Origin of the sequence: Acutalibacter sp. 1XD8-36 (genome assembly GCF_009917525.1) — a bacterium.
Taxonomy (GTDB): domain Bacteria; phylum Bacillota; class Clostridia; order Oscillospirales; family Acutalibacteraceae; genus Acutalibacter.
This window is the reverse complement of the sequence record NZ_QZDU01000009.1, coordinates 23,143-44,255: the sequence shown is the minus strand read 5'-3', so window position 1 is coordinate 44,255 and position 21,113 is coordinate 23,143. Positions and strand designations below refer to the sequence as shown.

General features: G+C 56.6%; 19 protein-coding genes. 9 read left to right on the top strand and 10 right to left on the bottom strand.

From position 1 onward, the window contains the following. Positions 1 to 8: 8 nt before the first annotated feature. Positions 9 to 893, bottom strand: coding sequence for a polysaccharide deacetylase family protein (locus D5270_RS13025; protein ID WP_166544514.1), 885 nt, complete (start codon positions 891 to 893; stop codon positions 9 to 11). A 181-nt stretch (positions 894 to 1,074) separates the two neighbouring features. Between D5270_RS13025 and D5270_RS13020 the strand changes: the two genes are divergently transcribed. The 7 genes from D5270_RS13020 to D5270_RS12990 are packed head-to-tail and all read left to right on the top strand — an operon-like array spanning position 1,075 to position 7,059. Continuing rightward, positions 1,075 to 1,914, top strand: coding sequence for an HAD hydrolase family protein (locus tag D5270_RS13020; protein ID WP_166544513.1), 840 nt, complete (start codon positions 1,075 to 1,077; stop codon positions 1,912 to 1,914). After that, a complete protein-coding gene (locus D5270_RS13015) occupies positions 1,911 to 2,444 on the top strand; it encodes a hypothetical protein (protein ID WP_166544512.1) in 534 nt (177 codons plus the stop codon). The genes D5270_RS13020 and D5270_RS13015 overlap by 4 nt, the downstream gene beginning before the upstream one ends. A 14-nt stretch (positions 2,445 to 2,458) precedes the next feature. Further along, entirely contained in the window at positions 2,459 to 3,190 is a 732-nt protein-coding gene (locus tag D5270_RS13010; RefSeq protein ID WP_166544511.1) for a TrmH family RNA methyltransferase, read from the top strand. After that, a complete protein-coding gene (locus D5270_RS13005) occupies positions 3,187 to 4,107 on the top strand; it encodes a metallophosphoesterase family protein (protein WP_166544510.1) in 921 nt (306 codons plus the stop codon). Before D5270_RS13010 ends, D5270_RS13005 begins: the two co-directional genes overlap by 4 nt. Positions 4,108 to 4,134: 27 nt before the next feature. Beyond that, positions 4,135 to 5,490, top strand: coding sequence for an MATE family efflux transporter (locus tag D5270_RS13000; RefSeq protein WP_161474459.1), 1,356 nt, complete (start codon positions 4,135 to 4,137; stop codon positions 5,488 to 5,490). A 57-nt stretch (positions 5,491 to 5,547) separates the two neighbouring features. Then, the gene (locus tag D5270_RS12995; protein WP_166544509.1) at positions 5,548 to 6,036 is read left to right on the top strand and encodes an MGMT family protein; all 489 of its coding nucleotides are present in this window, start codon (positions 5,548 to 5,550) and stop codon (positions 6,034 to 6,036) included. 57 nt (positions 6,037 to 6,093) lie between these two features. Then, positions 6,094 to 7,059, top strand: coding sequence for a helix-turn-helix domain-containing protein (locus tag D5270_RS12990; RefSeq protein ID WP_166544508.1), 966 nt, complete (start codon positions 6,094 to 6,096; stop codon positions 7,057 to 7,059). Between the two features lie 141 nt (positions 7,060 to 7,200). Here D5270_RS12990 and D5270_RS12985 read toward each other — a convergent pair whose 3' ends face one another. Both D5270_RS12985 and D5270_RS12980 read right to left on the bottom strand, forming a co-directional pair. Continuing rightward, positions 7,201 to 7,977: a CPBP family intramembrane glutamic endopeptidase gene (locus D5270_RS12985; RefSeq protein WP_166544507.1), complete on the bottom strand. Its 777-nt coding sequence runs from the start codon at positions 7,975 to 7,977 to the stop codon at positions 7,201 to 7,203. Then, on the bottom strand, positions 7,970 to 9,454 hold the full coding sequence (locus tag D5270_RS12980; RefSeq protein WP_166544506.1) for an L-fucose/L-arabinose isomerase family protein: 1,485 nt from the start codon (positions 9,452 to 9,454) through the stop codon (positions 7,970 to 7,972). The genes D5270_RS12985 and D5270_RS12980 overlap by 8 nt, the downstream gene beginning before the upstream one ends. Before the next feature lie 176 nt (positions 9,455 to 9,630). On the opposite strand from D5270_RS12980, the gene recA reads away from it, so the two are divergent. Next, a complete protein-coding gene (gene recA / locus D5270_RS12975) occupies positions 9,631 to 10,827 on the top strand; it encodes a recombinase RecA (protein ID WP_166544505.1) in 1,197 nt (398 codons plus the stop codon). Beyond that, a complete protein-coding gene (locus tag D5270_RS12970) occupies positions 10,827 to 11,438 on the top strand; it encodes a regulatory protein RecX (protein ID WP_166544504.1) in 612 nt (203 codons plus the stop codon). Before recA ends, D5270_RS12970 begins: the two co-directional genes overlap by 1 nt. Here D5270_RS12970 and prmC read toward each other — a convergent pair. From prmC to D5270_RS12935, 7 genes are read right to left on the bottom strand one after another with little or no spacing between them, the layout of a single operon-like run. Further along, on the bottom strand, positions 11,430 to 12,275 hold the full coding sequence (prmC, locus tag D5270_RS12965; RefSeq protein WP_166544503.1) for a peptide chain release factor N(5)-glutamine methyltransferase: 846 nt from the start codon (positions 12,273 to 12,275) through the stop codon (positions 11,430 to 11,432). The two genes, D5270_RS12970 and prmC, sit on opposite strands and share 9 nt — an antisense overlap. Beyond that, a complete protein-coding gene (locus tag D5270_RS12960) occupies positions 12,272 to 13,207 on the bottom strand; it encodes a DUF1385 domain-containing protein (protein ID WP_166544502.1) in 936 nt (311 codons plus the stop codon). The genes prmC and D5270_RS12960 overlap by 4 nt, the downstream gene beginning before the upstream one ends. Positions 13,208 to 13,227: 20 nt before the next feature. Continuing rightward, entirely contained in the window at positions 13,228 to 14,634 is a 1,407-nt protein-coding gene (locus D5270_RS12955; protein ID WP_166544501.1) for a sensor histidine kinase, read from the bottom strand. Between the two features lie 16 nt (positions 14,635 to 14,650). After that, on the bottom strand, positions 14,651 to 15,355 hold the full coding sequence (locus D5270_RS12950) for a response regulator transcription factor (protein WP_166544500.1): 705 nt from the start codon (positions 15,353 to 15,355) through the stop codon (positions 14,651 to 14,653). 46 nt (positions 15,356 to 15,401) lie between these two features. Continuing rightward, entirely contained in the window at positions 15,402 to 16,760 is a 1,359-nt protein-coding gene (locus D5270_RS12945) for a hypothetical protein (RefSeq protein ID WP_166544499.1), read from the bottom strand. A gap of 17 nt (positions 16,761 to 16,777) precedes the next feature. Beyond that, positions 16,778 to 18,022: a 2-hydroxyacyl-CoA dehydratase gene (locus tag D5270_RS12940; RefSeq protein ID WP_166544498.1), complete on the bottom strand. Its 1,245-nt coding sequence runs from the start codon at positions 18,020 to 18,022 to the stop codon at positions 16,778 to 16,780. A 1-nt stretch (position 18,023) separates the two neighbouring features. Then, complete coding sequence (locus tag D5270_RS12935; RefSeq protein WP_166544497.1) at positions 18,024 to 20,930, bottom strand: acyl-CoA dehydratase activase-related protein; 2,907 nt, start codon at positions 20,928 to 20,930, stop codon at positions 18,024 to 18,026. Between the last annotated feature and the right edge of the window lie 183 nt (positions 20,931 to 21,113).

Genomic DNA, 21,113 nt, shown 5'->3' with positions numbered 1-21,113 from the left:
ATATAGATTTACGGTGAAAGCTTCATCCGCTTTTCAAAAAACTCCTTTGAGCTCATCCCCGACTCCCTTAAAAACCTGCCCAGGCCGTAAAGTGACTCCGGGTCCCTTGTGACCGCGCTTATCTTCTCTCGGCAGATAAGGCTTGCCGAGAAGCCGAGCTCCTTTATTATCCCCGGCGTAGACTTGCTCATGGCCCCAAAGGGGTAGGTGAATGTACTGGGCGCCTTGCCCAGGTTTTCCCTGAACGCCTCCTGTGCCTTGCTAATATCCGACGTCAGCCGCTCCCTATAGTCCTTATCTGGCTCCCCGGGCCGCTGCTTCGCCCCCTGAGCTCCCTCCTGCTGCCGGTGCATATCATAGCTATGGTTCTGCACCTCCACAAGGCCCGAGCCGGTCATTTCCCGCAGCTGTTCCCAGGTGGCGTGGGTGTAGTAGGCGTTGGTCTCGCCGCTCTCACTGTACTGGTCGGCATAGCGCCCAATGGGGGATATCACAAACTTGACCTTATATCTCTTGGCAAGCTCAAAGGCGTAGAGATAGTTATTATAATAGCCGTCGTCGAAGGTCAGCAGTATGGGCTTCTCCGGTAGCTCCCCGCCATTGGTATAATTTATAAGGTCTTCCATTAGAATGGTGGTATAGCCGTGCTCTTTAAGGTACAGAATGTCGTTCTCAAACTCCGCAGGGGATATCACATACTTTCCGTGGTAGGCCCTGTCCTTGAGGACAGAGTGGTACATCACTATAGGTATGTCCACGCTCCCGGCCCCTGCCATGGCCCTTGCCGTTATCACCGCCGCCGTCCCCAGCAGTACGGTGAGCAGCCCCATGAGCAGCAGCCTTAGGTCCAGCCTGACAAGGGCATAGAGCCGCCCCTTTTGTCCTGATTTCATTCGCCCCTCCCCTTCCCTTTTTCTATTTATAAGCCTGCCCGGGGGAAATTATTCAAATAAATCTGGAAATATGCCCCAAGGCGTGATAGAATAGGCATTATAGTAAGCACACTTGAAAATCGGTATCCTACCTATTTTGAACTGTGCTAACTATAGCAGCTATACTGGGAGGTATCGTAAAATGCCCAAGACCCTCTATGTCAGCGACCTGGACGGCACGCTTTTAGACCGGCGCGACCGCCTGCCCGGCTACACCGTAAGGACCCTCAACGCCTTTCTCCAGAAGGGTATGCTCTTCACCTTCGCCACTGCCCGCTCCTGGCACTCGGCCCATGTCGTCACCGAGGGGCTCTCGCCGGAGCTCCCCTGGATAGTCCATAACGGCTCCATGCTCTGCGACGGCAGGACCGGCTCGTGCACGGACCAGGTATCCTTCACCGATGCCGAGCGCCGGGAGATACTGTCCCACTGTGAGGAGCTCGGCCTCTGGCCCCTGTGCTACGGCATGTTGAACGGTGAGGAGAAGGTGTTCTACCGGGCCGGCCTTCCCCGCCACCATGGAATGGAGCGCTATATAAACAACCGCAGAGGGGACCCCCGCCTCACACCCGTAAACTCCAGGGAGGAGCTCCTGCAGGGCGGGACATACTACTTCACCTTTATACATGACAGGGAATCCCTTGCGCCCCTCTGGGAGCGGGTGAGGGGCCTGCCCTATGTGAACCTCACCTTCCAGCAGGAGCTCTACAGGGAGGAATACTGGCTGGAGATAACCTCCCGGGAGGCTACCAAGGCCAAAGCCGCCCTGCGGCTCAAGGAGCGGCTGGGCTGTGATAAACTCATAGCCTTCGGGGACGCCATGAACGACCTGCCGCTTTTTCACGTTGCCGACGAGAGCTACGCCGTGGAGAATGCCATGCCGGAGGTTATAGCCGCTGCCACAGGCATAATCGGAAGCAATGAAGACGGCGGCGTGGCCCGGTTTCTGCTGGAGAAATTTCACAGGGAGGGTGCAATATGAAAGCGCTTATAAGAATTATACAGGTACTGCTGACAATAGTATGGCTCGGCCTTTTGACCCTATGCCTGCTGCTGTTCCGAAGCACCCACAGCAATGGCCTGACTGGGATAGGCGACTGGCGCGGTTATATAGTCGCGGACAATAATATGTCCCCGGAGCTCTCCCCCGGGGACCTGGCGGTGATACATATGGGCGAGGCCCCGAAGGCCGGTGACGCGGTGCTCTGTGCCTCCAGCGCCAGCACCAGTATGCCGGAGCTTACCCGGATAATCGGCACCAGCGAGGGACAGCTTATACTAAAGCCCGACGGCGCAGATGAGAGCAGGCTCGCCTCTATGGAGGAAATAGAGGGCGTCTTCTCCGGGTATATTCCGGGCTTCGGGGAGCCGTTCAGGTTTCTCTCCAGCATTACCGGCGCTATAGTTATATTCATCGCAGGGCTTATACTCATAGTCCTGCCTGGATTTTTACTCCGCGCGCCAAAAGCCCCCAGGCCTGAGAGACAAAGCGCCTATACCCCCCGCCACTGAGAAAGGAGCGCTTTATGGAACTGCCAAAGAGATACAAGCACGAGTTCCCGTACTCCTACGCCCTCGGGCCGTTCCCCGCCTTCGAGCTGCTGAACTGCCGCCCCGAGAGTGCAAGGGCCGTATACTACCGGGAGGACTTCACCCAGCAGGACAAGCTCACAGCTCTATGCAAAAAACTGGGCGTACCCTGCTACTGCTCCCAAAAGGCTCTTGAGCGCATATCCCAAAAGGAGGCCTGCTACGCTGCCGGGGAGTTTGCAAAGTACGGCGAAAAGCTCTGCCCTGGCCTGCCCCATGTCGCCCTGGTGCACCCCGGGGACATGGGCAACCTGGGGACCATTGAGCGCACTGTTTTAGGCTTCGGCATAAGGGACCTTGCCCTAATCGGAGGCGGGGCCGACCGCTGGCACCCCAAGGCCGTGCGGGCCTCTATGGGGGCCCTGTTCCGGCTGAGGGTGCAGGAATTTGAGAGCTTTGACGAGTACCTTAGGGAGTTTGGGGATAATAGGGACGTCTTCCCCTTTATGCTGGACGGGGGCAGGGTGCTGACGCCTGATACCTGCCCAAAAAGCCCCCTCTATACCCTGGTATTCGGCAACGAGTCCACCGGGCTCCCGCCGGAGTTTCAGCACTATGGGCAGAGCCTGTTCATTGCCCAGACAGCCGAGGTGGACTCCCTAAACCTGGCAGTAGCCGTGAGCATAGGCACATACCTATTTGCCAATCAAAACGGAGGTGCACAATGAGAGAGCTTACAGTGGCTGTGCTGGCGGATGTGCACGGCAATTACCCGGCCCTGAAGGCCTGCCTTGACTGGGCCCGGAAAAAGAAAATAGAGAAGTACATCTTCCTTGGCGACTATATAACCGACCACGCCTACCCCCAGCGGGTGATGGAGCTGCTGTATGGGGCGGCGGGCCGGTACGACTGCCGGTTTATCCGGGGCAACCGCGAGGAGTACATGATAAGCTACAGGGCAAACGGCGGCAGAAACGCCGACGGCTCAGTATGGAGGGACAGCTCCTGCCAGGGGGCGCTCCTCTACTGCTACGAGAACCTGACGGACAGGGACATCGACTGGTTTGAGAGCCTGCCCGTCTCCTGCTCCTGGCAGATAGGGGACGCCCCGCCCATAGCCTGCTGCCACGGCTCGCCGGAGCGCACCAAGGCCCAGATTTTCAGTCCCGGCACCCTCGAGTCCCTTGAGAGCGTCCCCGAACGCATACTCTTAAAGGGCCATAACCACCGAAACTTCAGCTTCTGGCACAGGGGGCTGCGGGTGATATGCGCGGGCTCCGTGGGCAACCCCATCTACTGCCGCACCCGGCCCGGAGCCATAGAGGTAACAGAGCTTGCCGAGGTCTCGCAAATGCTCCTCATGCACTATAGGAAAGGCCGCTGGGTCCCTGAGTATGTGTCCGTGCCCTACGACTGGGAGCAGGCAGTCAAAAACCTGGAGACCTCCGGGCTCGCTGAGCGCGCGCCGGTATGGTCCGCAATGCTCAGGCACAATGTGCTCACCGGCACCGACCCCTTCGGCAGGGTGCCCGCCCGGGCGGTGGAGCTCTATAAGAATGACTCCGGCATAGAGGCCAGCTGGGCGGATGTGCCGGAAAAATACTGGCGGGACGCCGCCATGGAGTACAATATAGAACTGTTTTAGTTTAGCTTGTTTTGGGAAGGAGAACATATGTCAAACCGTATCAGAAGCATGACCGAGGGCAGCCCCACCAGGCTGCTCATAACCTTTGCCCTGCCCCTTATGCTGGGCAACGTCTTCCAGCAGCTCTACACCGTGGTGGACACCGCCGTGGTGGGCCAGGGGGTGGGGGTTACGGCCCTTGCCGCCATAGGCGCGGCGGACTGGCTCAACTGGCTGGTGCTCAGCGTAGTGCAGGGCTTTGCCCAGGGCTTTTCCATACTTATGGCCCAGCACTTCGGGGCAAAGGACTATAGGGAGCTCTCAAGGACCATTGGTGCCTCCGCCACCCTCTGCGGTATCGCCGCCGTGGGAATGCTTGTCCTCAGCCAGGTGTTTGCCCAGCCGGTGCTAAGGCTGCTGAACACCCCCGACGACATTATCGGCAGCTCCCTCTTATACCTGCGCATAGTCTTTGCGGGCATACCTATAATTACCGCCTATAACCTTTTGGCGTCTATTCTTCGGGCCCTGGGGGACAGCAAGACGCCCCTCTATGCGGTGGTGGTAGCCACTATAGTAAATATATGCCTGGACCTACTGTTCGTGCTGGTGTTCCACTGGGGGATAGCCGGGGCGGCGGGCGCAACCATCATTGCCCAGGCCGTGTCAACAGTGTACTGCTATATAAACGTGCGCCGTGTGAGCATAATCCAGCTTCATCCCGGCGACTTTAAGCTCACCCGCGCCCTCTCTGGGGCGCTCCTGAAGCTGGGCTCTCCAGTGGCCCTGCAGAACGCCATAATCTCCGCCGGGGGCATGGCGGTCCAGTCCGTTGTGAACCGGTACGGCATGCTCTTTATCGCCGGGTTTACCGCCACAAACAAGCTCTACGGCCTTTTGGAGATAGCCGCCACCTCATATGGCTACGCCGTCACCTCCTTCGTGGGCCAGAACCTTGGGGGCGGGCTGTTCAGCCGTATCAGAAAGGGCATGCGCTCGGCGGCAGTAATCGCCCTTATCACCTCCGCTGTGATAACCGTGTCCATGCTGCTTTTGGGCAAGCTCTTCCTGGGGCTGTTTATCTCCGGCACGCCCGAGGAGGTCTCGGCTTCAATGGACATTGCCTATAAATACCTCGCCATAATGAGCCTCTGCCTGCCGGTGCTGTATATGCTGCATATCTACCGCTCGGCGCTGATGGGCCTTGGGGACACTGTTGTGCCCATGATATCCGGCTTTGTTGAGATGGTCATGAGAGTAGGGATAGCCATGCTGCTGCCCCTTGTGCTTGCGGACGGCATATACTACGCCGAGGTAGGTGCCTGGACCGGCGCCGCCCTGCTGCTCACGCTGGCATATTTTGTGCGCATGAGAAAATACCCTTCGGGGGACAGAAAAGTTTAAACCGTCTCATTGCACGGGAAAATAAACTGTGCTATGCTCTTGTCAGGAGGCGATACCATGGCTAATGAGGACAAGAAGGATTTCAACGCTATGCTAAACGACAGTAAGGATATGCCCAAAATACAGATAGTTGCGGACCCGGGCACCATCAAAAAGTACGGCGGGGACAGGATGTACTTTGCCCCGCCCATTGACTACGACAGGGCCATGAGGCTGGTGCCAAAGGGTAAGCTCACCACCGTAACGGACATCCGCTCCTATTTTGCAAGGGAAAACGGCGCGGACTTCACCGAGCCTATCACAGCGGGGATATTCGTGTCCATCGCCGCCTGGGCCAGCTTTCAGCGGGGCGAAGACGAGACCCCCTACTGGCGCACGCTGAAGGCTGGGGGAGAGCTAAACCCAAAGTACCCTGGGGGAATAAAGGCCCAGAGGGAGAGGCTTGAGACAGAGGGGCATGTAGTGGTGCAAAGGGGCAGGAGGAATATCAGGTACTATGTGAAGGATTATGATGGGGCGCTGTACTCCTTTGAAGACCGCAACTGATATCAAGCAATCTGCCCACGCCTTTTGCTATACTAATCTCAGCTAAGAGGTGATAACATGTACCGGAGCAACGAGACAGTGCAGAGGATGATAGAGTGGCTTGAACAGAACCTTTCGGGGGAACCGGGTCTTCTCCCTCTGTCGAAGTACGTAGGGTATTCTCCCTGGTACTGCTCGGCGCTGTTCCATCAGATTTGCGGCATAACCCTGCGAAGCTACGTGGCAAAAAGACGGCTGACCATGGCGGCGCTGGCCCTTAGAGACGAAAATTCCCGCATACTGGACATAGCCCTCGACTCCGGGTTTTCCTCTCAGGAGGCCATGTCCCGGGCCTTCAAGGAGGCTTTTGGGTGCACTCCCCGGGAATACCGGTTAAATCCCCGGCCTCTGCCGCTGTTTCTCTGCAAGGACGTATTCCACCCCTGGCAGTACGCGGAACAAAGGAACGAGACAAAGCATGGCGAAGGAGGCAATGAAATGAGTACAAAAGACCTGAGAGACGCACGGATGAGAGTTGAGTATATCCCCGCCCACAAGTACCTGGGCATATGGGACAACGAGGCCGTCTGCTACGGCACCTTCTGGGAGCGCCACAGCTGTGACCAGGTATGCGGCACAGTGGAGAGCATGAGGCACCTGTCCCACCCTGTGGTGACCCCTCATACGGCGGGCTGGCACTATGTGAACGGCGAACGGCACTACTTCTACGGCATGGGAGTGCCCGCGGATTATGACGGGCCTGTGCCTGAGGGCTTTGAGCTGAGGGAGTTCCCGGGGAGCTACTATCTTGTGTTCTACCACCCGCCCTTCGACTATATGGAGGATAACGGCGAGGTTATGGGCCGGGTGGAGGCGCTTGCCTGGAGCTATGACCTTTGCAAGGAACAAGTAGACCCCAGCGGGCTCAGTACGGCGGCCGGCGCGGGACGATTTGAGTGGAACGAGAATGTTTGCCAGTGTTATCAGCGGCATTACCCGGAGGGTATCGGGTATGAGGTGCTGAGGCCGGTGAAGCTGCGGTGACATAGGGTAAAAGTTTCGTCAACCTTTTCAAGAGGTGGGAGAGTTATGCAAAGCATAACTCTGGGTTTGGGGCAGAGCCCCAAGGTCTTGGGTGCGCGGCAGCGCAAAAAAAATTGGCAGACCGTTAAGGTCTGCCTTAATTTATGCTTTCTTCATCTGTACAAAGCTATACACTCCCAGCGCTATATAGACAGGCACCAAGATGTACAGCGTCAAATTCGCATATCCTCTCATGCTTGAAAAGCAGTACGGCAGAGCACAGACATCCACAAGGAAATGAATGATGACTGGTATCCAAAGATTGCCGGTTTTCTTATACACCATCCCGAAGAACATGCCCATGCCTACAGTCCAGAGGACCTTGCTTACTATAACAAGGGGATGCTGGCCCAGCGTGCCGAAGATATGCCCCGCCCCGAATATCACGGATGAGATTATTACCGCAAGCAGGGCGCTGTCCCTTCTTTTTGCGAGCAGTCTTTCAATCAGGTTCAGGAGCAGGCCGCGCACATAAAGCTCCTCGACCAGAGCCACGCCGGCATAGTATATGACTCCCTCAACCAGCACCTTTGCGGCAGAGGGCTGGCGGTCGAAGGGGTACAGGCCTATGCAGAAGGCTATCAGGCCTATGAGCGCCACTGCCCCGCCGAGGATGCCGTAGCCTTTGAGTCCTGCCGCGAGGCCGCTCTTTGTAAAGCCCAGCCTCCACTGGGGACAGAAAAATCTCAGAATGAGAAAGGCTACAACACCTATAATCAGGAAATTCGCCATCAGCGCGAAGTAGAAAGGCTCTATGTCTGCAATCTGTATATTGACAAAGAACACACTCGGTACGCCTGTGATTTCCATGACCGCAATCAGCAGGGTCAGGGCGGCTATGATGGTAAGCTCCCGCCTGTCTGCCGTGCTCTTATGCAAAGGGATTCTCGCCAGGGTACATCATGCCCTTAGGCTGATTGAACCCTATATCCGTCACACCCAGATACTTGAACACCTCAAAGAGCGCCTTGCCGTGGTGCCCGAAGGCCACCGCGCCGTGGTGGGGATAGTTTTTCCCAATAAGCACATGGCGGTAGAAACGGCCCATCTCGTTTATCGCAAACACGCCTATGCCGCCAAAGGAGCGTGTAGCGACGGGAAGCACCTCGCCCTGTGCCACATAGGCGCGGAGCTCACAGTCGGCTGTAGACTGGAGCCGGAAGAAAGTGATATCTCCGGGGACAATATCCCCCTCCAGTGTGCCCTGGGTCACCTCCTCGGGAAGGCTGCGGGCCATAATCATCTGGTACTTCATGGTGGGGCTGCAGAGCTTGGAGGAGCAGGTGTTGCCGCAGTGGAAGCCCATAAAGGTATCGCTGAACTGATAGGGGAACTTGCCCTCAATCTCGGATTTATACATATCCTTGGGCACCGTATTGTTGATGTCCAGCAGGGTGACAATATCCCCGGAGACACAGGTGCCGATAAATTCAGAGAGGGTTCCGTATATATCCACCTCGCAGGACACCGGTATGCCGCGTCCTGTAAGCCTGGAGTTCACATAGCAGGGCACAAACCCAAACTGAGTCTGGAAGGCGGGCCAGCACTTGCTGGTGAGGGTGACATACTGGCGGTAGCCCCGGTGCTCCTCAATCCAGTCCAGAAGGGTTATCTCATACTGGGCCAGCTTCTCAAGTATTTCGGGCTTCTTATTGCCCTCGCCCAGCTCCTTCTCCATGTCGGCCTTGACCTCGGCTATACGGGGGTCCCCGGCGTGCTTATGGAAAGCCTCGAAAAGGTCCAACTCGGAGTTCTCCTCAATCTCAACACCCAAGTCGTAGAGTCGCTTAATGGGGGCGTTGCAGGCCAGGAAGTTGAGGGGGCGCGGGCCAAAGCTGATGATTTTTAGGGACTTCAGGCCCACCAGGGCCCTTGCAATGGGGATAAACTCATGTATGCGGTCGGCACAGTCCCCGGCGTCGCCAACCGGCTCCTCCGGGATATAGGCCTTTATCTCCCTGAGCTTTAGGTTATAGCTGGCGTTCAGCATACCGCAGTACGCGTCGCCGCGGCCGCCGATAAGGTTGTCGCCGGACTCCTCGGCGGCGGCAATGAACATGCAGGGGCCGTCGAAATGCTTGGCAAGAAGGGTCTCGGAAATCTCGGGGCCGAAGTTGCCAAGGTACACCACAAGGGCGTTGCAGCCATTCTTTTTGATGTCCTCAAGGGCCTCTGTCATATGTATCTCAGACTCGACAATGCAGATGGGGCACTCGTAGACGCTCTTTGCTTCAGCGCCGTATTTTGACCCAAAAGCGTCCATCAGGGCCTTGCGGCGGTCAACAGACAGTGACTCGGGGAAGCAGTCGCGAGAAACAGCCACTACGCCAATCTTGACCTCGGGGATGTTGTTCATAGGAAATTCCTCCGTATATTCATAGTTGCAGAGCTTTATCTTTTACTATCATAGCGCAAATTATTGGAAAAAGCAACTGAAACATACGTTTGTAAACACTTCGGAAAAAGCTTGCTTTTGAGGGGGTTTTCATATATAATAGGTACATGTCTCAGGATACAGGAGGAAATGAAAATATGGCGGAAAAGAAACAGGCGGCAAGCGCCAATAAAGGTGACGAACGGCAGAAGGCCCTGGATACAGCTCTGGCCCAGATAAAGAAATCCTTTGGCGAGGGCGCGGTGATGAAGCTGGGGCAGAACTCCGCCCTAAACATCGAGTCCATCTCCACAGGCTCCCTATCTTTAGACCTAGCCCTGGGCGTGGGCGGGCTGCCCAGGGGAAGGATAGTCGAGATATACGGCCCGGAGTCCTCGGGCAAGACTACCCTTGCCCTGCACTGTGTAGCCGAGGGGCAGAAGATAGGCGGCAACGCGGCCTTTATAGACGTGGAGCACGCCCTGGACCCGGTATACGCCGCGGCCCTGGGCGTCAAGGTCGACGACCTTCTGGTCTCCCAGCCGGACACAGGCGAGCAGGCCCTGGAGATTGCCGAGGCCCTGATACGCTCCAACGCCATCGACGTGATAGTGGTGGACTCAGTGGCGGCCCTTGTGCCCAAGCAGGAGATAGAGGGAGAGATGGGCGACTCCCACGTGGGGCTCCAAGCAAGGCTTATGAGCCAGGCCTTAAGGAAGCTGGCGGGAGCCATCTCAAAGTCCAACTGCGTTGCCATATTCATAAACCAGCTGCGCGAGAAGGTGGGCGTTATGTACGGCAGCCCGGAGGTCACCCCTGGCGGGCGGGCCATGAAGTTCTATTCCTCTGTGCGCATAGACGTGCGTAAGGGTGAGGTTATAAAGAACGGCACGGAGCTTATTGGGTCACACACAAAGGCGAAGGTTGTAAAGAATAAGGTCGCCCCTCCCTTTAGGACGGCTGAATTTGACGTGCTCTACGGCAAGGGTATCTCCAGAATGGGCGAGCTGGTGGATATAGGCGTACAGCTGGAAATCATACAGAAAAGCGGCTCATGGTTCTCCTACAACGGCGAGCGCATAGGACAGGGCCGGGAGAAGGTGAAGGACTTCCTTTCCGCACACCCGGAGGTAGCCGAGAGCATTGAGGCCGCTGTGCGGGAGAATGTAGGCAAGCTCTATTCCCAGAAGGCGGGCAAGGGGGCGGACAAGGACAATAAAGACGATAAGGATGAGACCGCTCCCGCCGAAGTCGTGGACAAGGCTCCTGCCGAGCCCGCCCCAGAGGATAAGAAGGCTCCGGCCAAGAAGCCCGCTGTGTCTGATACCAGCCTTGACATTACGGTGGACGACTGATGGAGCTGACCGCTGTTGAACCCAGGCGCAGGGGCCTTGTACAGCTATACATAGACGGCGAGCCCGCCGTTAAGATAGACCGGGAGGTGTTCATTAAGTCCCGGCTTTCCCCCGGTGACGAGATAAGCGATGAAGAGCTGCATAGGCTCATACTTGACTCCGACAACAGGCGGGCCACTGAAAAGGCCCTGTACCTTCTGGAATACCGGGACCATACCAGCAAGGAGCTGCGGGAAAAGATAGCCCGGACAGCCGCTTCCCGGGAGGCTGCTGAGGCCGCCGTAGAGAAGATGGAGGAGCTCGGCCTTGTAAACGACGACGACTATGGGCGGCGGTACGCAAGGGAGCTTTTCGAGCACAAACGCTTCGGGCCCATGAGGGCCCGCCAGGAGCTGCGGCAGAAGGGGATACGCCCGGAGCTTATTGACGAGCTTCTCAGCGAATATGAGGACCCTGAGGCTTTTTCCATGCGTATAGGGGAGATATTGGAAAAAAAATACTCCGGCTGGCAGGAGGACGAAAAAATAAAGCGCCGGGCGTACGCGGCGCTCCAGCGCATGGGCTATAGCTATGAACACATCCGCGAGGGAATGCGCAATCTGTCAGACTGAGGCTTTAACCCCTGTGACGGCCCTGTTGAGCCCGGCAAGGTCCCTGTGCACGGCGACGTCCTCAAAGCCATGCTGGGCAAACAGCGCTGAAACATCCCCTGCCTGAGTCTCGCCTATCTCCACTCCCAGCAGTCCCCCCTCACACAGCAGTCCGGCCCAGTTTTTCAGAATAGCGCGGTAGAATATCAAGCCGTCCCGGCCCCCATCCAGGGCAAGGGACGGCTCTTTCTGTACCTCAGGCTGCAGGGCAGAGAGCTCATCCGAAGCTATATACGGCGGGTTTGAGGCAATGAAGTCAAGCCCATTTTGAAAGCCCTTAGGGGCACTTAATACATCCGCGGTGACGGCGGTACAGCTATAGCCCGGATATCTCTCTATATTCTTCCAAAGATACCCCATAGCCGTACCGTCCAGCTCCACACATGTCACCCTGGCCCCCGGCGCCAATGAGCATATCCCCAGCCCAACGGCTCCTGTGCCGGCGCACAAATCCAACCCCCGGGCTCCCCTGTCCAGCCGCGCGGCAAGGGCCTCCACCAGTACGGCGGTGTCCTCCCTGGGGACCAGCACCCCCTCGCCTACTTTAAGGGTCAGGGACATAAAGGGCCACTCCCCCAGGATATACTGCAGCGGCCTGCGGCCGGCCCGCTGGCCCACGGCCTCTATAAACGCCTGCCGTTTCTCCTCTGGCGGTACGGTATCTCCGTGCAACGCCAGACCAGGCCTGTCCAGGCCCAGGAAATGCTCTGTAAGCAGCAAGGCGTCAAATCCCGGTGAGTCTATTCCCGCCTCCGAGAGCCGGGCCCTGGCGTATAAGTACAGTTCCCGGGCGGTCACTTCACCAAATCCTCGCCGTTTTCCGGTATTACCGCCTGCATGGCAGCTATTGCCGCCTCTATCATCTTATCATCCGGCTCCTTTACAGTGATTCGCTGCATCCAGAGCCCCGGGGCAGTAACTATCCTGCAGAGCAGATTGTTGTGCCGCGCGCAGGCCTTCTGTACCTCGTAGCCGATATTCACAATAATAGGTATGCACAGAAGCTTCACTATGGTGCGGATTATGGGGTTGGCGAACGGGATAAAGAAGCCGGCAATAATCCCTAAAAGGAGCATAAGTATCATGAAGCTGGTGCCGCAGCGCGGGTGGAAGCGCTTTTGGGGCTGGACGTTCTCAACTGTCAGCGGCAGGTCCTCCTCGTAGCAGAAGATGGTCTTATGCTCGGCTCCGTGGTACTGGAACACTCTCTTTATGTCCGGCACCAGTGAGACGCACAGCACATACCCCAGGAAGATGGCTATTCTCAGCGCCCCCTCGAATACGGAGCGCCACCCGGCTATCCCCTCACCCACAGCCCCTTCTAAAAGGTTAAACAGGAATGTGGGCAGCATAAAAAACAGAAGCACCGCCAGCGCCACCCCCAGCACAGAGCCTAGCCCCATAACTATGCCGGTAATCTTGTCCCCAAAATGGTCCTCAAGCCACTTGTCAAAGCCGGTCAGCTCCTCCTCCCCCATGTCCGTAAGCTTGTCCGCCGAAAGGGAGAGGGCCTTATAGCCCAGCCTGAATGTGTCCACAAGGGCAAATATCCCCCTTATAAATGGCTTGCCAAGGATTGGGTATTTCTTGGTGAGCCGGTCAACATGCAGGTCCTCGGTGGTAATGTTTCCCTCACTGTCGCAGAAGGCGGCAGTGGTGCGCTTCGGGCCCACCATCATGATGCCCTCCATCAGCGCCTGCCCCCCTATAGTGGTGATTTTCTTTGGCATAAGTCAATGTCCTTTCCCGGTCAAGTTTTACATAACGGTATGCTTATGGTCACGGTCGTGCCCTTCCCCTCAGTGCTCTCAAGCTCCAGCGTCCCCTCGTGCATGGCTACTATCTCGTCCGCTACAGCCAGCCCTATCCCCGAGCCCCGGACCAGCTGATTTGCCTTATAGAACTTTTTCTTCACATTTGCCAGGTGCTCCTCGGGTATCCCGCAGCCGGTGTCCACTATTATCACCTTCACCTGCTCGCCGGTAAGCTCCGAGGACACCGTAACTGACCCGCCCTCACCGGTATACTTCAGGGCATTGTCTATGATGTTTACAAACACCTGCTTTAACCTGTTCCTGTCCCCATACACCGGCGCGAGGATTATATTCTCCTCGTATTTCAATTCCTTCTCTTCGGTGCGGGCCCGCTCGGTAAAAAGATAGACTGCCTCGTCCAGCTCAGCCAGAATGTCCATCCTCTCCCTCAAAAGCTGCATACGCCCGTTCTGAAGCCTTGAAAAGTCCAGAAGCTCCTCCACTAAGCCCGACAACCTCTCGGACTCCCGGATTATCACGTCCATGCCCTTCTCCTCCGTAGCCGGGTCCGCGCCGCCCCTAAGGGTCTCTGCCCAGCCTTTTATGGCCGTTAAGGGCGTTCTCAGCTCGTGGGACACCGAGGAAATGAACTCATTTTTCATCCGTTCCGCAGCCCCCAGCTCCCCGGCCATGTCGTTTATGGTGTCGCATAGCTGGCCTATTTCGTCATCCCTGGCCTTCTCTATGCGCACCTCAAAGTCTCCCTGGGCTATCTTCCTGGCGCTCTGGCTCACCTGGCGCACCGGCACCAGGATGGACCGTATGAAATACACCCCCGAGAGAGTGAGCAGCAGCATGATAAATAGCGCGGCTATGGCTAAAAACACCACTATAGTCAGCGTCTGCTGGTCCGCCCGCTCCATTGATACCATATAGCGCACCGACCCCACAAGGCTGCCGTTCTCGTTTCTGACTACCCTGGTAATAGCCATTACCTTCTCCCCGGTGTTCAGCTCCCCTACCCACTTCCCGGAGCCGTCGGGGCTTGCCAGCGCCATATGGTAGTCGGGCATGGGCTGCTCGTAGTCGGGCTCAAAGCCGGTGGAGGTGATAAATACCCTGCCGTCGCGGTTCAGGGCCATTATTTCCATCTTGGCCTTGTCCTGGAAGGTCTCGATATAGTCTCTGGTAACGGCGGTGAACTCCGAGGTCTGGTAGTCCAGCGAGCGGCTGGAGAGCCAGTTCAGCAGCTCGTCCATGCGCCCCCTCAAAGTGCTCTCTATGCCGTTATAGGTGGAGCTCTGCACCATAAAGGACAGTGCCGACACAAATACCACCAGTATCACCAGCACTGCGCCCACAGTGTTTATGAACCATCGCCTTGAAATGCTTCTGGCAAACATTCGGCTCCCCCTCCACTCAGTTCTTCCAGCGGTACCCAAGCCCCCATACTGTGGTGATATGCTGGGGGTTAGAGGGCTCGTCCTCCACCTTCATGCGAAGCCTTCTGATGTTCACATCCACTATTTTTTCCTCCCCCACATAGCTCGGGCCCCATACATGCCGGAGGATATCCCCTCTGGCCAAGGCTATGCCGGGGTTTTCAAGGAAGTACTCCATTATCTGGAACTCCACCTGGGTCAGCTCAACGGGCGCGCCGCCCTTTGTAAAGGAGCGGTCCCGAAGGTTAAGGGTGAACTCCCCTGCCGCCAGCTGGTCCTGCCGCACGGACTCATACCTCTCGGCAGCCAGAGCCACCCTCCTGTATACGGCGTCCACTCTCGCCACCAGCTCCGAGGGGGAGAAGGGCTTTGTTACATAGTCGTCCGCACCCATCATCAGGCCGCTCACCTTGTCCATCTCCTGGGTCTTGGCTGTAAGCAGGATTATCCCCAGGGTGGGGTTCTGGCTCCGAAGCTCCCGGCAGACAGCAAGGCCGTCGCGGGCCCCGGGCATCATGATGTCCAGTATCACCACGTGGAAGTCCCCGCCTCCGCGCCTGTAGAGCTCCAGGGCCTGGTCCCCGCTCTCGGCCTCGGTTATCTCGTAACCGGCCCGCTCCAGGTTGATGACTACGAACTCGCGTATATTCTGCTCGTCCTCCGCAACCAGCACCTTCTTCATGGGTGCACCTCCTTTGAGTGTGTACACTTATTTTATATTATAATTTCTACTCTTCAATAAGCGAAAAGCTCTTTATAATATCGTCTGTGGACCTTTTGACCTGCTCGTCCCGGCTGTAAACCTGTATGCCGTACACCGAGTCGTTCTGCTCCGCGACCATTGTGTAGCCGCTGGACTCCCCCCGGCTCTCCCAGGCCGAGCGGGTAAATACTCTCACAGAGAACAGGTTCCCTCCAAGCAGCAGCTCCCCGTCCTCCGTGGACTTCACCTCTGTATAGGTGACCGTCCGGCGCTCCACATCGTTGCCGGCGTAGACCTTGCCCTGGAGATAATACGGCAGCCTGAACCAGTAGTTCTCCCGCACATTCATCAGCGTCCTCATAACCACCCTGCTGGGGCCTCCCGGCGCCTGGGAGCGCCATTCCACCATATATCCAGTAGAATCCGGCACGGCGTCCTCCGGTGCTGCCGGTAAGGGCGCGGCCGCCGGTATCTCTATGCAGCCGTCCCCGTTTATGTCCCTGGAGGTGACAGCCGCGGCAGCGGGCCGGGTAAACTCATTTACATAGTCCTCGGTGTTCACCCCCACAGGATAGTTTGTGAGCCTGCCCTCCTCCATAAAGAACACCTGGGTGCTCATGCTTCCGTCGGCGGTTGTGCCGTCCACTACAACGCCCAGGTCTCCGGTGCCGAGTTTGCTGAAGATCATGCCCGAGTAGCTGGATATGCTGTTGTCCGCCTCGGCTGACGCCGCCTCATAGGGCTTGTCCCTGTCAAAGGCCACAAGGCTGGCCCTTGCCGCGGCAGTCTCCTCCCCCTCCTTCTCGGTGGGCACGGACTTGTCAATTTTAAACAGCTCATCAACTCCGTCGCCGTCGAAGTCCGTAACAGCCATCTCACCATAGTTGCCAAGAAGGTGCTCTACCATCCCGCCGCTTGGCTGGTAAATATACGCGTATGCCGCAGCCAGGCGCCCGGTGGTGCCCGCGGTGCTGCCCCAGCCGATGAACACAGCTCTGCCGCCCTCCGGCAAATTCCCGAAGCAGACCCTGTCCACCTGGCTGGCGGAGTTTTTGAAGAAGGCCGCAACGTCCCACTGGCCCCCGGCCTTTGTGAGGAACTGGACCTGGGAGCCGCCGTCCTCGGTGGCGTGGAACCCGATGGCGTCCTCAACGCCGTCGCCGGTGAAGTCACACATGATTATGGCGGAGCGGTATTCTCCGTTTTTGGGGTATATAAACGTGAGCTCGCTTTGGGAGCCCAGAAGCAGGCTGTAAATGCTCTGCTGGTCGGCGTTGGCCTTTGGGGGTGATATCAGGTTCGGGGCGGAAATGCCGGTGAATGAGCAGGAGGGGAGCTCAGTAAGGAGGAAAAACAGTGCGAAAAGCACAGCGATTCGTTTCATAAATCACACCTAAAGCTTTAAGTGTTGGCAACTGCCAGCATAAGTTTAATGCGGTTCTCTTGGTTGACCCTGGTCGCGCTGGGGTCGTAGTCTATGGGGACTATATTGGCCTTGGGATACACCTTCTTCACCTTGCGTATCATCCCCTTGCCCACAATATGATTGGGCAGGCAGCCAAATGGCTGGGTACAGACAACATTCTCGAAGCCGCTCTCAATAAGCTCCATCATCTCGGCTGTGAGCAGCCACCCCTCGCCCATTTTGCAGCCATAGCCGATAACCTGGCCCGCAAGCTCCTTTAAGTGGCTGTACGGCGAGGGGGCAATAAACTGCGGGTACTTTTTTACAGACTCTATTAAGTCCCGCTCAAACTTGGTAAAATACCACTTGAGCATGGTGCAGAGCTGTTTCTTTGCAGCGCTTCCCCCATAGAGCTCGATATCCTCAAGCCTGTTGTCCACCTTGAAAATCATGAATCCCACTATGCCGGGCACCATGACCTCACAGCCCTGGTTAAAAAGGAAGTCCTCGAGGCCGTTATTGGCAAGGGCCGAGTACTTCACGTAAATCTCGCCCACCACGCCCACCCGGGTCTTCTCCGTGCGCTCAACCTTTATATTGGCAAAGGACTCTGTAATCCTGTCGAAGTACGCGCGGACCTCCCTCTGGGTGAAGGCCTTGTTCTCCTCAAACAGCTCCGTGAGCTTTTTTATCCATTCTGAAACAAGCCTGTCGCTCTCGCCGTAGTTGAGCTCATAGGGCTTCACCTGGTTTTTCAGAAGCATAAGCAGGTCCCCGTAGGTAAGGGCGGCTATGGCCCTGCGCAGGAGAGGCAGGGTTATCTTGAAGCCGCTGTTGGACTCGAGGCCGGAGAGGTTCAGGGATATGACCGGGATATAGTCGAGCCCGTCCTTTTTCAGAGCCTTGCGGAGCAGGTGGATATAGTTTGAGGCCCGGCACCCGCCGCCGGTCTGGGTCATTACAAGGGCCACCTTATGAAGGTCGTATTTGCCGCTGTGGAGGGCGTGCATCATCTGCCCTATAGAGAGAAGGGCCGGGTAGCAGGTGTCGTTATGGACGTACTTTAAGCCCTCGTCCACTATCTCCCGCCCTGTGGTGGTGAGCAGGTCTATCTTATAGCCGAAGCTTATAAGCACGTCCTTTATTAGCTCGAAATGTATCGGGGCCATATTGGGCGTGATGATAGTATAGTCTTTCTTCATTTCCCGGGTAAATTCAACCCGGCCGGTGTTTTCGGTCATATTATTCCCCCAGTCCAAGGGCGGCGAATAAGCTGCGCAGGCGAATGCGCACCGCCCCCAGGTTAGTTATCTCGTCTATCTTTATCTGCGTGTAGATACGCCCGCCCTCCTCAAGGATGGAGCGCACCTCGTCGCCGGTTATGGCGTCTACCCCGCAGCCGAAGGACACCAGCTGTACCAAATTCACCCGGGGGTCTTTGCTCTCTGCAACAAACCTTGCCGCGGCATAGAGCCTCGAGTGGTAGGTCCACTGGTTCAATACAGTGGTGGGGAATTTCTCCACCTGGTCGCTGACGGAATCCTCCGTCACCAGGACCGCCCCGCATTCGCAGATAAGTTTATCAATCCCATGGTTTATCTCCGGGTCCAAATGGTATGGCCTTCCGGAGAGAATCACTACAGGCAGGCTGTTCTCCCTGGCATATGACAGGTACTCCCGGCCCTTTTCACGTATGCGGGACATATACCTTCCGTACTCCCCATAGGCCGCGGCGGCAGCCTCTTTTACCTCCCGCTCAGGGATAGGCGGGAAGTATTTGGCTAAGATGGCGGTCATCTTCTTTGGAAAGTCCTTGGGCCTGTGAAGGCCTACATAGTCGTAGATAAACCGGTGGTCCTCAAGGGCTGTAATGTTGGCGTCCAAAACCTCGGGGTAATAGGCTACTACCGGGCAGTTATAGTGGTTATCACCCTTGTGCTCGTCCACGTTATAGCTCATACACGGATAGAAAATTGCGTCGGGCTTCATGTCCATAAGGGCCTCAATATGGCCGTGCATAAGCTTGGCGGGATAGCAGACCGTGTCTGAGGGTATAGTGTGCTGGCCCCTGAAATAGAGCTGCCGGTCGGAATGGGGGGAAGCAATAACCCCAAAGTTAAGCTTCGTGAAGAATGTGTGCCAGAATGGGTAGAGCTCGAACATGTTAAGGCCCATAGGTATGGCAATAGTGCCGCGCCCGCCCTTTGCAGGCCCGTATTCTGCCAGTAGTTGTTTTTTGTAGTCATAAAGGTTATATTTTGCGGTAGGGCTGTGCTTCTGCAGGGGCTTATCGCAGCGGTTCCCGGCTATGTACCTGGCCCCGTTTGCAAAGGTATTTACCGTCAGGCGGCAGTGGTTCTGGCAGCCGCTGCAGGTGACGGCCTTGACCTCATGGGTGAAGCTCTCCAGCTCCTTGGGGGAGAGAATGCTGCTCTCACCCTTTGAGCGCTCCATGGCGTAGAGGGCCGCGCCGAAGGCCCCCATGAGCCCCGCTACTGATGGGCGGGTCACCCCCTGGCCTATCTCCCTTTCAAAGGCCCGGAGTACAGCGTCGTTTAGGAACGTGCCCCCCTGAACCACGATATGCCTGCCAAGGCTCCTGGCGTCCGTCACACGTATCACCTTATACAGGGCGTTCTTAACTACGCTCATAGACAGGCCCGCCGAAATATTCCCAAGTGTAGCGCCGTCCTTCTGGGCCTGCTTCACTGAAGAATTCATGAACACCGTGCACCTGGAGCCCAAGTCGACCGGGCTTCCAGCGAAAAGGCCCTCCCTGGCGAAGTCGTTCATTTCATAGCCGAGGGCGCCTGCAAAGGTCTGTAAGAATGAGCCACAGCCGGAGGAACAGGCCTCGTTGAGGAAGATATTATCGATAACGCCGTCCTTTATCCTGAAGCACTTGATATCCTGGCCCCCAATGTCTATGATGAAATCCACCTCAGGCTGGAACTTCTTCGCCGCGGTGAAATGGGCAATGGTCTCAACAACTCCTAAATCCAGGCCGAAGGCATTCTTAATTATCTCCTCGCCGTAGCCTGTGGAAGCCGCGCCCTTTATGTGTATATCGGGAAAATCCCTGTAGAGGTCCCGAAGGAAATCCCTCACCAGTGGGACCGGGTTGCCGTTATTGGGGAGATACCTTGAGCAGACTATATCCCCGGCTGAGTTTATTGCCACGGCCTTCACCGTGGTGGACCCGGCGTCTATACCCACATAGGCTGTGCCGTCTTCGGAGAGCTTGCCGTCAGTGGGCACACTGTCCATTTTATGGCGCTCCACAAACTCCTTATACTCGTCTTCGTCTGCAAACAGCGCCTCGCTGCTCTGGTAGCTGTGGCTGGAGCTGTAGTTCCCTATGCGCCCGGTTATCTCCGCCAGGTCGAACTCCTCTGAGTCATCAGACAGCGCCGCGCCTGCCGCCACGTAATACAGGGAGTCCTCAGGGCATATGCCCCTGACCCCCAGTATCTCATCAAAAGCCTTTCTCAGCTGGGGCAGGAAGGTGAGCGGCCCTCCAAGATACACTATGTTCCCCTCTATCTCCCGGCCCTGGGCCAGCCCTGCTACAGTCTGGTTTACAACCGCTGTTAAAATGCTTGCGGCTATGTCGTCCTTCTGGGCGCCCTGGTTTAACAGGGCCTGGATATCGGATTTGGCGAAGACGCCGCAGCGGGAGGCTATGCTGTATGTGCGCTCGGCTTTGCCGGCTATCTCGTCCAGCTCGCCTGGAGTTATGTCCAATAGCGTGGCCATCTGGTCGATAAAGGCCCCGGTGCCTCCGGCGCAGGAGCCGTTCATACGCACCTCCATGGAGCCCGAGAGGAAAAGAATCTTCGCGTCCTCGCCTCCAAGCTCAATGACAACGTCAGCGTCCGGCATGTATTTCACCACCGCCGTGCGGGTGGCGTAGACCTCCTGGACAAAGGGGATACCTAAGTCCTCCGCAAGGCCCATGCCTGCCGAGCCGGACACGCACAGCCCCGCTCTATCGAGCCCGGGCAGCTGCTCCCCGATAAGCCTTAGCATGGCTGAGGCCTTCTCTGCTATCTGGGAGTAGTGGCGCTCATATCTCTTAAATACCGGCTTATCTCCGTCATATACAACACATTTCAGCGTGGTGGAGCCAACATCCAAACCTATTCTCATACTTTGCGGCAGCTTCCTTTCCCTGGTTTCTCCTGTCCTGATTTATGGGTTTATAGAAATGATAACATTTTTCGACCAAAAAATCAACAGGCTGGGCATTAACAATATATGGTGTATTTATTGTGAAAATATAGCTAAATCATACTATTTGTGTGATTTCTGGCCCTAACTCCAGGCCATATT

Excerpts from the sequence above, each read along its gene's own strand:
- D5270_RS13025 (WP_166544514.1), bottom strand. The coding sequence starts at position 893 with ATGAAATCAGGACAAAAGGGGCGGCTCTATGCCCTTGTCAGGCTGGAC.
- D5270_RS13020 (WP_166544513.1), top strand. The coding sequence starts at position 1,075 with ATGCCCAAGACCCTCTATGTCAGCGACCTGGACGGCACGCTTTTAGAC.
- D5270_RS13015 (WP_166544512.1), top strand. The coding sequence starts at position 1,911 with ATGAAAGCGCTTATAAGAATTATACAGGTACTGCTGACAATAGTATGG.
- D5270_RS13010 (WP_166544511.1), top strand. The coding sequence starts at position 2,459 with ATGGAACTGCCAAAGAGATACAAGCACGAGTTCCCGTACTCCTACGCC.
- D5270_RS13005 (WP_166544510.1), top strand. The coding sequence starts at position 3,187 with ATGAGAGAGCTTACAGTGGCTGTGCTGGCGGATGTGCACGGCAATTAC.
- D5270_RS13000 (WP_161474459.1), top strand. The coding sequence starts at position 4,135 with ATGTCAAACCGTATCAGAAGCATGACCGAGGGCAGCCCCACCAGGCTG.
- D5270_RS12995 (WP_166544509.1), top strand. The coding sequence starts at position 5,548 with ATGGCTAATGAGGACAAGAAGGATTTCAACGCTATGCTAAACGACAGT.
- D5270_RS12990 (WP_166544508.1), top strand. The coding sequence starts at position 6,094 with ATGTACCGGAGCAACGAGACAGTGCAGAGGATGATAGAGTGGCTTGAA.
- D5270_RS12980 (WP_166544506.1), bottom strand. The coding sequence starts at position 9,454 with ATGAACAACATCCCCGAGGTCAAGATTGGCGTAGTGGCTGTTTCTCGC.
- recA (WP_166544505.1), top strand. The coding sequence starts at position 9,631 with ATGGCGGAAAAGAAACAGGCGGCAAGCGCCAATAAAGGTGACGAACGG.
- D5270_RS12970 (WP_166544504.1), top strand. The coding sequence starts at position 10,827 with ATGGAGCTGACCGCTGTTGAACCCAGGCGCAGGGGCCTTGTACAGCTA.
- D5270_RS12960 (WP_166544502.1), bottom strand. The coding sequence starts at position 13,207 with ATGCCAAAGAAAATCACCACTATAGGGGGGCAGGCGCTGATGGAGGGC.
- D5270_RS12955 (WP_166544501.1), bottom strand. The coding sequence starts at position 14,634 with ATGTTTGCCAGAAGCATTTCAAGGCGATGGTTCATAAACACTGTGGGC.
- D5270_RS12950 (WP_166544500.1), bottom strand. The coding sequence starts at position 15,355 with ATGAAGAAGGTGCTGGTTGCGGAGGACGAGCAGAATATACGCGAGTTC.
- D5270_RS12945 (WP_166544499.1), bottom strand. The coding sequence starts at position 16,760 with ATGAAACGAATCGCTGTGCTTTTCGCACTGTTTTTCCTCCTTACTGAG.
- D5270_RS12940 (WP_166544498.1), bottom strand. The coding sequence starts at position 18,022 with ATGACCGAAAACACCGGCCGGGTTGAATTTACCCGGGAAATGAAGAAA.
- D5270_RS12935 (WP_166544497.1), bottom strand. The coding sequence starts at position 20,930 with ATGAGAATAGGTTTGGATGTTGGCTCCACCACGCTGAAATGTGTTGTA.